Raw genomic sequence first — 12,465 nt, 5'->3', positions numbered from 1 at the left:
GGCTCGCGCGAAGGTAACGAAGGTAAGTGGCAGAAGTTAAGAGCCCACGGTGTCAAAAAACCGTTACCCAGGGTTAACAGTTGGTTAACAAAGTCCCTACAATTAGTTTCTCAGAGATTGACCCCTCTAAAATAATGAGTATGGAGAGCCAAAGCGACCGGCCACATTGGGATGGTTCCGGCTGGCAAGTAGAGGATCTATCTACGATTCTTGACGCCCTACCCGAGGCTTCGGTAGTGCTCAATCCCGATAATTCTTTTGCCTATATCTCCCAGTTGGCGCGGCTAGTACCCCTTTTCCATAACGGGAAAATCGAGTACCCGCAGCTTTTAGCGCAGATTGACAAGGCGCGCAGCGCGGGACGGATCGTAGAGGAAGACTACGATTTGGTGCATCCTGATGCCGCCGTCCCCTGGTCGGTTAGGGTGCGGGTGGCTCCAATCTCACCCCGGCATACCCTGGTGTTGTTAGAGGATCGCACTCGCGTCCTCCAAGCTGATGCCACCCGGCGTGAGTTCGTGGTTAACGCTTCCCACGAGCTGAAAACCCCGGTGGGAGCGATTTCTTTGCTGGCAGAAACGATTCACGACAATGCCGACGATGTGCAGGCAGTAGAAACCTTTTCCACTCAGCTAGTTAAAGAATCGCGACGGCTCACCAAACTGGTTTACGAAATCATCTCTTTAGCACGCTTGCAAGATGGGCGCCTGCCAGCCAAACCACGTTCCATGTTGGCAATCGAAGCCATCAACGATGCCCTAGACCAGGTGCGAACTGCCGCCAAGGATGCGAATATCACCTTAAATACCCATTTTCCGCAGGGGGAAGAGGTTTTAGTCATTGCTGACCTGGAGCTATTGACTTCTGCTTTGCAAAACCTGCTGGAAAATGCGATTCGCTATTCTAATCCTGGAGGTCACGTGGATGTCACCTTGCGGGAAGACGATAACGTGGTGATTGAAGTTGCCGATGATGGCATCGGAATCTCCGAGGAAGACCAAGGCAGAATTTTTGAACGCTTTTACCGCGTAGACCCGGCTCGTTCCCGCTCCACTGGCGGAACCGGCTTAGGGCTCTCAATCGTTAAACACGTGGTTTCGGATCTAAACGGTTCTATCCACGTGAACTCTAAACCGGGGGAGGGCGCAACTTTCACTATTACTTTGCCCCGTCACAACCCCCAAGATACGCAAGCTACCCAAATAGAGCTGAAAAAGGAACAGGAATGACCACCATATTAGTAGTTGAGGACGAGGAAGCTTACCGTAAACCTCTGGAGTATTCCCTTAAACGCGAAGGTTACGAAGTAATCGGGGTAGCCGATGGTGACCAGGCGCTTTCAGTGGTTAAAAGCAACCACATCGACCTGGTTTTGCTGGATTTGATGCTTCCGGGGATTCCCGGCACCGAGGTTTGCCGGCAGGTGCGCGAAAGCTACGATACCCCCATCATCATGGTGACGGCTAAAGATGACGTGGTTGACGTGGTAATCGGTTTGGAACTGGGCGCGGATGACTACGTGACCAAGCCCTATCGTTTCCGCGAACTCTTGGCGCGCATCACCGCAGTACTACGCCGCACCCAGGACCTTCCCGAAGTAGGAAACCTGCTGGAAATTGGACCCGTCACCATGGACGTCGACCGCCACGAAGTGCGGGTGCACGGGGAGCTCAAAGAGCTGCCGCTGCGCGAGTTCGAACTATTGGAGTATTTTTTGCGTAACCCTGAGCGGGTGCTTACACGCGGACAGGTTATGGATCGGGTGTGGGGCGAAAACTGGTTCGGAGACCCCAAAACCTTGGACGTACACGTCAAACGGCTGCGCTCCAAGATTGAGGACGACCCGCACTCACCGAAGATTATCGTGACCGTGCGGGGACTGGGCTACCGGATCATGGATCCGAAATAATACCTGAAGATAAGTTTTGCCCGGCAGGTTTTCCTGCCGGGCAAAAACCTAATCTAGTAGAGACTTAGAAACGTTGTTTACGGCGACGAGACAGATAGGTAATACCGCCACCTACAGCAACTAGCGTTCCTGCCAAGGCAGTAGCTAGCAGAGCAATTGCCCCGGTGGGAGGCAGGGAATCTTTCTTGACAGACTTCTGCTCGATCTTTTTGGCATTGTTATCACTGTTCGCACTATGTTTATCTTCGTTGGCTTTCGAAGTAGAGGTCTTATTTGTGTTGGTGCCGGCTTGGGAATTATTCCCCGGGTTAGCACTATTGTTATTACCGCATTTTGCGGCGCCCTCCGGGTCGTTAATCGTAAAACTTAGCAAGGCGACGTTCTGGGCGTCATCATAACTAGAACCGTACGTGGTCGGAGAAGTGTCATTGACGGTCTTGTCGTAGCGTGCATCTAAGAACGCGAAGCGCTCCCCGGGTTTGAGCTGGCAGTCCACGGTATAAGTAAACTTGCCCTCCTCGGTGGGAGCAACAGTCTTAGCTTCCGACGTGTTTACAACGCCGGTGGGCTGCCAGAGATACTTATCCCCAACGGGAGGGGTGGGGTTCGAAGTAAATCCGCTGTGAATTTTTAGGGTCTGCTTGGTGGAAAACGGTTCTTTCCAATCGTGCTGAGATCCGTCAGCCAAGGCAGGTTTTCCGGTGGTCACCACAATTTGGTCACCGTAGTGAACCTGTTTAGCATCAACTGGGTTTCCATCCCGCGTGGCAGTTAAATTGGCCGTGTAATAATAAATCGCAGCTCCCTCTGGGTAGTATCCCGGTCTGACTGGGTTTTTTGCTTGCAGGATCATGAAAGTATCCTCGTTGCTTAACCCGCTTTCAGCGGCGCTGGCCACGGAGGGCACGAGCGCTAGCGAAAGTGCGAGGGCGGCTGCCCCGGCAGCTAGTTTGCCAAGTTTCATTATTTTCTCTCCTATATTCCTGCTGTTGATAGGGATTCTTTAAAGGATGTTCTGCGGCGTCATCCGTATAAAACGGCCGGTGCCAGGGCGAGTGGCTGACTCCGGGAGTTTCGATAAAATATCAAAACCACCAAACAAGAACTACTGCCGTCAGCGCTGCTCAGCAAAGCGTCCTAAAAAACTCTCTTTCGTTACTAGTTTTCCGGGGGTAGACCTATAAATGCAAGCTATTAGTGCAGGTGGCTGAGAAATCAGATAAGAATAATCAGGGTGGAAAAGTAATACAACTCAGATATTTACGGTCCGCACTCGCCGAAGATTATCGTGACTGTGCGCGGGCTGAGCTACCGGATCATGGATCCCAAGTAGCGTTTGCTTTCCGAGAAGCTCCGCCGGCGTGTTTAGAGGAAGACCGCTGGCGTCTTTTTCTAAGAACTGCCCGTGTCTTCCCATCTATTCCCATCTTCCCGAGAATGCCGCTGGCGTTTTTCCAAAAGCTCTGCCCTCGCCTTTTCCCAAGCGCTATCCCGGATTTTTTGAGAATACCCGCACCTTTCCGAGTCCCAGGTACGTCCTCGGAAAAATTTGCGCCTAACGCGCCGAAAGTAAAAAAGTGACTTTCCCCCGAAAAGTGGGGTGAAGCCGTAAAATGTGGGTTTTTGAGGCTTTCACGGTAGAATAGAGCTAGTGAGCGCCGGATTTTCGGCGTGAATGCCCTGGGGCAGATGGTGCCCAGCGGCTGGGAGTATCCAGCTCGGGGCCAACGAACTAGACCAAGGAGATCCAGCAGGTGGCTGATCTGGGTGACCAACAAGTCCAGCACGAATACGGCGCGGGCGACATTACAGTTTTAGAGGGACTCGAGGCAGTACGCAAACGTCCCGGTATGTATATCGGTTCTACCGGGGAGCGCGGTCTGCATCACCTGGTATACGAGGTAGTCGACAACTCCGTCGACGAGGCCTTGGCCGGTTATTGCGACCATATCGAAGTCGCCATTCAGGCGGATGGGGGTCTGCGGGTCAGCGATAACGGCCGCGGGATCCCGGTGGATATGCATCCCACCGAAAAGCGCCCCACGGTTGAGGTAGTGATGACTATCTTGCACGCGGGTGGCAAGTTTGGTTCGGGCGGTTACGCGGTTTCTGGCGGTCTGCACGGGGTGGGGGTTTCAGTGGTAAACGCCCTGTCTCGCCGCATGGATACCGTGGTCAAACGGCAAGGCTACGTGTGGCGGCAGTCTTTCGGTAACGGCGGACATCCCCTCACCGAACTAGAACGCGGGGAAGAAACCGAGGAAACCGGTACCCAACAGACCTTCTACCCGGATCCGGAAATCTTCGAGACCACGACTTTTAGTTTCGAGGTATTGCGCCAGCGCTTCCAACAGATGGCGTTCCTAAATAGGGGGCTGCGGATCACTTTAACCGATGAACGCCCCGAGGCTACCGACGCGGGCGATTTAGTTACCGGCGATGCGCAAGGCACCGCCGACGATCCGGTTCCCGGTTTCCGGCAAGTATCATTCATGTACGAAAATGGTTTGCGCGACTATGTTGAGTTCATTAACCACTCCAAGAAATCCGAGGTCATCAACCCCGAGATTATCGATTTCGAGGCGGTTAACGAGGACGCATCCATCAGCCTAGAAATCGCGTTGCAGTGGACCACCGCCTATTCGGAATCGGTGCACACCTACGCGAACACTATTAACACCACCGAGGGCGGCACCCACGAGGAAGGTTTCCGCTCGGCACTGACCAGCTTGATGAATAAATATGCCCGCGATAAAGGGATCCTCAAAGACAAGGATCACAACCTGACCGGTGACGATATTCGCGAAGGTTTAACCGCGGTTATCTCGGTTAAACTCACCGAGCCGCAGTTCGAGGGGCAAACCAAAACCAAACTGGGTAACACCGAGGCTCGTACCTTTGTGCAGCAGCAGGTTTATTCCAAACTGGGTGACTGGTTAGATGCCCATCCCATGGATGCGAAAGCAATCTTGTTGAAGGCCCAGCAGGCGGCGAGTGCGCGGGTCGCGGCGCGTAAAGCCCGGGAAGCTACCCGGCGTAAGTCGGCTCTTGAGTCCGTGTCTATGCCCGGGAAATTGCGGGATTGTTCTTCCCGCGATGCCTCCCAATGCGAAATCTATATCGTGGAGGGCGACTCGGCAGGGGGCTCTGCCGTGCAGGGGCGCGACCCGGCTCACCAGGCAATCTTGCCGATTCGCGGGAAAATCCTAAACGTAGAGAAAGCGCGCCTAGATCGCGCCCTCTCCAGTCAAGAAATCCAGTCTTTGATTACCGCGTTTGGTACCGGCATTGGCGAAGACTTCGATATTTCCAAGCTGCGTTATAACGCCATCGTGATTATGGCGGACGCGGATGTGGACGGCCAGCATATTGCCACTTTGCTGCTGACTTTGCTGTTCCGCTATATGCGACCGCTGATTGAAAAAGGGCACGTATTTATTGCTTGCCCCCCGCTTTACCGGCTGAAATGGTCGAATGCACCTCACCAGTTCGTGTTCTCAGATCGTCAACGTGACGAATATTTAGAGGACGGCAAAACCGATGGCAAGCGCCTGCCAAAAGAGGGCGGAGTGCAGCGTTACAAAGGCCTCGGGGAGATGAATCCTCAGGAACTGTGGGAAACCACTATGAATCCGGAAGAGCGGATGCTCAAGCAGGTGACCTTATCCGAGGCGGCCAGCGCGGATGAAGTTTTTTCGATGCTAATGGGCGAAGACGTGGAGTCGCGGCGCGCTTTCATTCAGCGCAATGCCACTGACGTGCGATTCTTGGATATTTAAGGGACGGGTTAAAAATGAGCGAAATAGACAACCAAGATCAAAATCAACAAGCAGATTCCCCGGAAACCCCCCAGCATTCCGGCGAGGCTTTCGGAGCGGGTGCGGGGAATACTTCCTCATCAGACGCCCTCGAAAATAATTCCGGTCTCTTTCAGGCAAAGGGGCATATCAATCAGGTTGACTTAGAAACCGAGATGCAGCGCTCCTACCTGGACTACGCGATGAGTGTGATCGTAGGGCGCGCCCTGCCCGAGGTCCGGGACGGTTTGAAGCCGGTTCACCGGCGGATTCTGTATGCCATGTATGACGGCGGTTACCGCCCCAACTCGGGATTTTCTAAATGTATGCGCGTAGTGGGCGACGTGATGGGGCATTTCCACCCCCACGGTGACGCCGCGGTATACGATGCCTTGGCGCGCCTAGTACAGCCCTGGTCGATGCGTTACCCGATGGTGGCTGGTCAAGGTAACTTTGGCTCCCCGGGCAACCTAGGGCCGGCAGCTCCGCGTTATACGGAATGTAAAATGGCGCCCTTGTCGATGGAAATGGTGCGCGACATCGATGAAGACACTGTCGATTTTATGGACAACTATGATGGGCGCACTCAAGAACCCACGGTTTTGCCCGCGCGGCTCCCCTACCTGCTGCTTAACGGCTCGGAGGGGATTGCGGTGGGGATGGCTACCCGGATTCCTCCTCATAATATGCGGGAAGTTGCCGACGGCGTGCAATGGGCCTTAGCGCATCCCGAGGCTTCGCGTGAAGAGCTGATGGAAGCCCTGATCGAGCGGATTAAGGGACCGGATTTCCCCACGGGTGCCACTATTTTGGGACGTAAAGGGATTGAAAGTGCCTATCGCACCGGTCGCGGCTCGATTGTGCAGCGGGCAATCGTCAACGTGGAAGAAATTAACTCCCGGGTTTGTCTGGTAGTTACCGAACTTCCCTACCAAGTAAATCCGGACAACCTGGCGACCAAGATTGCCGGGTTGGTTAAAGACGGACAGATCGAGGGGATTGCGGATATCCGTGATGAATCCTCGGACCGCTCCGGGCAGCGTCTGGTGATTGTGCTGAAACGGGACGCGGTTCCCAAGGTGGTTCTAAATAATCTCTATAAGCGCACCCAGTTGCAGGATTCCTTCCCTGCCAATATGTTGGCGCTGGTAGATGGGGTTCCGCGTACTCTTTCTATCGATGGGTTTATCTCTAACTGGATCAGTCACCAGCTGGAAGTGATTGTGCGCCGCACTAACTTCCGTCTCAAGCGGGCGCAGGATCGCCTCCATATTTTGCAAGGCTACCTGATGGCGCTGGACGCCTTGGACGCGGTGATTGCAACTATCCGTAAATCTCCCACGGTTGATGAGGCGCGCAGCGCTCTGATGGAACTGCTCGGGGTGGATGAAGTCCAGGCGGATGCGATTTTGGCTTTGCAGTTGCGCCGCCTCGCCGCCCTCGAGCGGCAAAAGATTCTGGATGAGCACACCGAGCTCGAGGCGCGGGTGAAAGATTTACAGGATATTTTGGCTCGTCCCGAGCGGCAGCGGGGAATTATTTCCACCGAACTGGGCGAGATCGTCGATAAATACGGCGATGAGCGGCGCACTAAGATTATGCCGTTCGCCGGGGAAATGTCGATGGAAGACCTGATCGAAGAACAGGACGTGGTGGTCACCATTACCCATTCGGGCTATGTGAAACGCACCCGCCTGGATCAATACCGCAGCCAAAAGCGCGGCGGTAAAGGTATTAAAGGGGCGCAGCTGCGCGAAGATGACGTGGTGGATCACTTTTTTACCACCACCACCCATCACTGGTTGGCGTTCTTTACCAATAAGGGTCGGGTTTATCGGGCGAAAGCTTATGAACTTCCCGAGGGAGGACGTGACTCTAAAGGGCAGCATGTAGCGAACCTGTTGGCGTTCCAACCAGAGGAAAAAATCGCGCAGGTGTTGGCGTTCAGTTCTTATGATGATGCCGAATATTTGGCGTTGGCTACCCGCTCGGGTTTGGTGAAAAAGACCCGTTTTACCGAATATGATTCTAATCGTACCGGTGGTTTGATCGCGATTAACCTGCGAGAACTGCCTGATGGTAGCGCTGATGAAGTGGTTTCTGCGGAACTGGTCAATAGTGATGACGAGTTGCTGTTGGTTTCCCATAAGGGACAGTCGCTGCGCTTCTTAGCTTCCGACGAAGCTTTGCGTCCTACTGGCCGCGCTACTTCCGGGGTGCGGGGAATGAAGTTCCGCGAAGGGGATCACCTGTTGGCGATGACGGTTATCCGTCCCGACAGCGACCTTTTGGTGGTTACCGAGGGCGGATACGCGAAACGGACTTCGGTAGAAGAATACCGGGTGCAAGGGCGCGGTGGCCTCGGAATCAAGGTTGCAAACCTGGTGGCTGAGCGCGGCGGCCTGGTGGGAGCCTTGATAGTGAACCCCGATGATGAAGTCATGGTAATTATGCACTCTGGGAAAGTGCAGCGTTCTCGAGTGGACGAAGTGCCCCGTACGGGACGCAACACTCAGGGAGTGATTTTCACTCGCCCGGCCAAGGGGGATGCGGTTTTGGCCGTGGCGTTAAATAATGAAAAGGCAGACGATAGTGAAATCGATGAGGCTACCGACGAGGAACTCAATCAAGAAGTGACCGCGTTAGAAACCGAACCAACCGAGCTCTAGTGAGAGGCTGACCAATGACAACTGATGGTAAAGATCAAGATAAGGCTCGCTCAGAGCAGGTAGCTGATGATCTCTCCCCGGAGGGTGAATCACAGGATCTGGGCGGCGAAAAAGAAAACGCGCGTAAGGCGGATTCGAAGGGTGGCAGCAGCTCTGCGATTCCCCAGGTGCCGGAAAAATCCGATACTGTTACGAAGGTGGGGCAGGCGGAAGCCGCCAGCGCATCCTCAGCAAAGAAGATTGGTGAGTATCAACCCCGCCAAATCTCGTTGGTGGTTTCCCGGATTGATCCCTGGTCGGTTATGAAGGTCTCCTTCCTGCTGTCGGTGGCGCTTGGAATCGCGATGGTGCTGGCTGGTTTGCTGGTCTGGTTGCTTTTGAACTCGATGAACGTGTTTAGTTCGGTGGAGAATTTTATTAACGATATTGATCCCACCGGTTCGATTGCTTCAATGATTGATTATCTGCGCCTGCCGCGGGTGATGGCGATGAGCACTATCATCGCGGTTTCCAACGTAATTTTAATGACTGCGTTCTCTACAGTCGGGGCGTTTATCTATAACCTCGTAACCTCCCTAGTGGGCGGGATAAAACTGGCACTTACCGACGAGTAGTATTACCCCATTCTGTACTCGGCGAGGAAGCTGGCAGGGGGCGTGACGGAACGCACCTAGGCAGGGTTTGAAAGCCGGGTTAGGAATGTTGTAATCTGCAATGGTGTTCATCGATGGACACGATGGGCCTATAGCTCAGTTGGTTAGAGCGCAGTCCTGATAAGACTGAGGTCGCTGGTTCGAGCCCAGCTAGGCCCACTGCGAGGGAAGTTTGTTTCAGCAATCAACCAGGTAGGTAGATTTGAAAAAGATCTTAAAACTGCTGTTTATCGGGGTGATTATTGCCTGGGCACTGAATGCGGCAAATGACTTACGCAATGATCCTGGAGTTTGGAAGTACCTGTAAGCGGTTTTCCGGCTCGAAGGGGCTATGGCGCAGCTGGTAGCGCATCTGCTTTGCAAGCAGAGGGTCGCGGGTTCGAGTCCCGCTAGCTCCACAAACACTGATGCCCCGGCCTTGTGCCGGGGCATCAGTGTTTTGAGTCAAGGGGATTCTTTTACAAGATTCTTTTACCTGGGATAATACAAAGAATAGGGGATTTAGTGCCACAAAAGTTCCACTAGAAACTTATTTCGTGGGGGGGGGTGTGGCGCCTGTTCTGTTTGTATTTTATCAACTGCGTGCCAGATGCGCTCGTGTTCCTGGGTGGCTGATCGCCTGATATTTTCTGTAGATTCGAACATCCGCCCGAAGCTCGCTATCGCTTGACGATTTACTTCGTCTTGTGCTGTCTCAAAACGGTCGAGCCGTCTGTCCAGGCGAGCAATCCCTACCAACACGCGGTCTAGGTCTGCACGCAAGTTCGTTCCGTGACTATTGGTTACTTGCTCTTTAATTTCGGAGACAGTCTCGTTGTCAGTACGGGCTTTTTCTAAATGTTCTTGAAGATTGGCCGCATGGCTTTTCAAAGAGATTTTCTGTTTGGCAAGCCGTTTTGTTTTGGCTTGTAGCCATGCGGTAGAAAAAGCTAGGCACGCGATAACAAGCGAGATCGCGGCATCACCGAGATTATTTAAGAGTGTCTGATGCAAGATTGACTCCCAGGATAGGAAAGTCACCCGCGCCAAGGATGGTAGGCGCGGGTGACAAGTAGGCAGTTAGTTTTCTAAGCGATCAACAGTATCGCTAGGACTGCCACCCCCAGGAGAAGCACTTGTTTTGGGGGTGTGCGCCATCGCGGTGCCTTGACCAAGCAGCGCAGCCGCGAGAGCCACCCATAAAGGCGCGACACTGTCGGTGATTAGCCCGTAACCTCCAAGCAGAGCGATTACTGCTAGCACCACGCCATAAAGCCAAATTCGAACTGCAGGAGTCAACCATTCCAAGTGTTCAGGGGTGAGGGAGTATCGAGAGTGTTTTCCCATAATAATTTTTCCTTTGCTGTTGGTATTAAATGAGTCGTCCGCCGTTGAGAACTTGTTGCCAAGCTTTTACAGAAGCGTGTCCGAAATACCCATCCTGGGTAACGTGCAGCCTTCGCTGCATCGCGATAGAGGTTTGTCTCCCCCAATATCCATCAGGGCTGACTCCTAGGATGGATTGGATTTTGCGGACTAGGGTTGATCCACCACGGCTGTAGCTAACGGCGGCTACTGCCCAGTGGTATTGCTTATTTCCTCTCCACTGACCGCTGACTATCCCGTCTGCCGGTGTCACGGCGATCTGCTGCGCGCGGCGAATAGTCGCTAGGCCTGCCCACCCATCAACCACTAGCCCGGTTCGGGAGCCACTGGCGGGGTACGAGGGAGCAGCGTTGGAGTATTGCGGGGTCGCAACCGCAAGCACCCAAGAGAGTGCGCGCGCCCTACGGTACACGCCGCCCCCGTTGGATTGGGAGCCGCGCCGCCCTGATGAGGTATTACCCTCAATAGTCTCGATGTAGGAACCTTTGTTGGCGGTTACGATTCCCACATGATCAGCTAATCCATCTTTATTCCAATCAAAGAACACGATGTCACCAGGCGCGGCGCTGCGTTTATCGTGTACACGTCCCAAGCGGCGGGCGTTGTTTAGCCCGGTGGGGCAATAGGCGAATATCCCTCCCGGCGGGATCATACCCGCTTGGCTCAGTACCCAGGAGACGAACATAGCGCAGTACGGGACGCCTGACCGCCCGAAGTATGGGGAGCCGGTTTTCGCGGCGTACCAGCGCCCGTATTTAGTGCCTGGATTCGGGTCGTTCCAGCGCGAGTATCCGACTTCTTTAGCAGCAGTATTAATCACTTGGGATGCTGTAGCCATTATTCGCCCCCAATCTCAAGGGAAGATAATTCGGCGCAGTCTTCTGGACCATCACCGAACTCAGGCACGGTAGCAATCTGGATCGCCTCAGGATCATCAGGTTCATTAGGCGCCATAGGGGATTCCTTTCTTTTGTTTTGGGTATAAAAAATGCCCCGAACAATACCGGGGCTTCAAGCATGAGTTAGAGGCTAGTTTTCAGCTAGATATCGGATCGATGACATGGGGAACCAATCGTATTGACCAGCTTTCCCGTAGCCGTAGGTTAAGTTTCCAGCGGCGTCAATCTTAAACATCACGTGGGTTCCTGCAGAATACACGGGGAAAAAATAGTTGCCGTTAGGGCGCCAGCCTTCCGGGAGCGGAGTTTTAAATATGTTTGTAGTGGCGTTGCTTCCGGCAACAATCTCGCCTACGAAGAAGACCATTTTTCCTTGCCGGAAAATCCTCAAATGCGCGTCAGAGGAAGGTTGCCTCCATGTTCCGGAAAATTCTGGCAGAACTAATTCCTCAAGCGGTAAATCCGCGTGAATAATCGGGGAAAGAGCAGTGACCATATTTACCTCCAATATCAAGAATTATTTCGAGTGAAAAGACAAGTAGCATCCATTTGCACAGGCATCACCGCTTTAGCCGTGGTAGCCCAGCCCTGTACACCTAAGGAGAATTCTTGGTTTCCTGGAATCTCTAAAATCCCAAAACCACTAGCCGAGTCACGTTCCCGCCCATTTGTGCCGACTTCGAGAGTGTATTCCCAGTGCAACATTCTTGATTCGCACTCTTTACTGCCCGCAGCAAGACGAGCCCGCGCTTGATAACCAGATCCAGATTCGCTTAACCGCAAGATTTGATACGCATACCAAGAGGCGATAATCAGCGTCCGCTGCGCCCAACTAGGCGGGGACACAACCACTTTTCGCATAAACCGCCACGAACTATTCGGGGAGTCAGCGGCCCCTTCTAACGGTATCGAATAGGTTTTAGCAGTAAATTGTTCCGCTAAGGCATCACCACGGATTTTCCCTCGCCCTAATATCAAGTCCCCTGACTCGATACGTAGCGTACCGCCATCACTAATAACAATGTTGCCGCCATGCTTTACCCGGAGAGTCCCCTGGTTAATAGAAGCATTTTCTAAGGTGCGAGCCCCCGTAGAATCCACGGCAGACTGAATCTCACGCAACCTACGCTGGGCTTGCCCAATCCCAGAAGGTAAAGGAACCTGATCCACGCC

11 protein-coding genes and 2 tRNA genes are annotated in these 12,465 nt (G+C 53.5%); 7 read left to right on the top strand and 6 right to left on the bottom strand.

Annotated elements, in window-relative coordinates; all coding sequences use genetic code 11:
• Positions 1-134: 134 nt before the first annotated feature.
• Together KO216_RS09375 and KO216_RS09370 are read left to right on the top strand one after the other, a co-directional pair.
• Positions 135-1,229 (top strand): sensor histidine kinase, encoded by a 1,095-nt coding sequence (locus KO216_RS09375; RefSeq protein WP_309547312.1) that lies wholly within the window; start codon positions 135-137, stop codon positions 1,227-1,229.
• The gene (locus KO216_RS09370; RefSeq protein ID WP_215523933.1) at positions 1,226-1,909 is read left to right on the top strand and encodes a response regulator; all 684 of its coding nucleotides are present in this window, start codon (positions 1,226-1,228) and stop codon (positions 1,907-1,909) included. The genes KO216_RS09375 and KO216_RS09370 overlap by 4 nt, the downstream gene beginning before the upstream one ends.
• 64 nt (positions 1,910-1,973) lie before the next feature.
• On the opposite strand, the gene KO216_RS09365 is transcribed toward KO216_RS09370, so the two are convergent.
• Positions 1,974-2,873: a hypothetical protein gene (locus KO216_RS09365; RefSeq protein ID WP_215523932.1), complete on the bottom strand. Its 900-nt coding sequence runs from the start codon at positions 2,871-2,873 to the stop codon at positions 1,974-1,976.
• Between the two features lie 790 nt (positions 2,874-3,663).
• On the opposite strand from KO216_RS09365, the gene gyrB reads away from it, so the two are divergent.
• From gyrB to KO216_RS09340, 5 genes are all read left to right on the top strand, one after another.
• Positions 3,664-5,688 (top strand): DNA topoisomerase (ATP-hydrolyzing) subunit B, encoded by a 2,025-nt coding sequence (gyrB, locus tag KO216_RS09360; protein ID WP_251452040.1) that lies wholly within the window; start codon positions 3,664-3,666, stop codon positions 5,686-5,688.
• Between the two features lie 14 nt (positions 5,689-5,702).
• Positions 5,703-8,375, top strand: a complete 2,673-nt coding sequence (gene gyrA, locus KO216_RS09355; RefSeq protein WP_215523931.1) for a DNA gyrase subunit A — start codon at positions 5,703-5,705, stop codon at positions 8,373-8,375.
• Between the two features lie 239 nt (positions 8,376-8,614).
• Positions 8,615-8,989: a DUF3566 domain-containing protein gene (locus KO216_RS09690; RefSeq protein ID WP_251452101.1), complete on the top strand. Its 375-nt coding sequence runs from the start codon at positions 8,615-8,617 to the stop codon at positions 8,987-8,989.
• 124 nt (positions 8,990-9,113) lie between these two features.
• A tRNA-Ile gene (locus KO216_RS09345) sits at positions 9,114-9,187 on the top strand.
• 166 nt (positions 9,188-9,353) lie between these two features.
• Positions 9,354-9,426, top strand: a tRNA-Ala gene (locus tag KO216_RS09340).
• A 103-nt stretch (positions 9,427-9,529) separates the two neighbouring features.
• Here KO216_RS09340 and KO216_RS09335 read toward each other — a convergent pair.
• The 5 genes from KO216_RS09335 to KO216_RS09315 form a co-directional block, all read right to left on the bottom strand.
• The gene (locus tag KO216_RS09335; protein WP_215523929.1) at positions 9,530-10,021 is read right to left on the bottom strand and encodes a DUF2746 domain-containing protein; all 492 of its coding nucleotides are present in this window, start codon (positions 10,019-10,021) and stop codon (positions 9,530-9,532) included.
• Positions 10,022-10,087: 66 nt separating this feature from the next.
• Positions 10,088-10,354: a phage holin gene (locus KO216_RS09330; RefSeq protein ID WP_215523928.1), complete on the bottom strand. Its 267-nt coding sequence runs from the start codon at positions 10,352-10,354 to the stop codon at positions 10,088-10,090.
• A 25-nt stretch (positions 10,355-10,379) separates the two neighbouring features.
• Entirely contained in the window at positions 10,380-11,231 is an 852-nt protein-coding gene (locus KO216_RS09325) for a CHAP domain-containing protein (RefSeq protein ID WP_215523927.1), read from the bottom strand.
• 191 nt (positions 11,232-11,422) lie between these two features.
• Positions 11,423-11,788, bottom strand: a complete 366-nt coding sequence (locus KO216_RS09320) for a hypothetical protein (RefSeq protein ID WP_215523926.1) — start codon at positions 11,786-11,788, stop codon at positions 11,423-11,425.
• Positions 11,789-11,802: 14 nt separating this feature from the next.
• Positions 11,803-12,462 (bottom strand): hypothetical protein, encoded by a 660-nt coding sequence (locus tag KO216_RS09315; RefSeq protein WP_215523925.1) that lies wholly within the window; start codon positions 12,460-12,462, stop codon positions 11,803-11,805.
• Positions 12,463-12,465 lie beyond the last annotated feature (3 nt).

The sequence above is a fragment of the Varibaculum prostatecancerukia genome, assembly GCF_943169825.2.
Taxonomy (GTDB): Bacteria; Actinomycetota; Actinomycetes; order Actinomycetales; family Actinomycetaceae; genus Varibaculum; species Varibaculum prostatecancerukia.
This window is presented reverse-complemented; position numbering and strand designations above follow the sequence as displayed.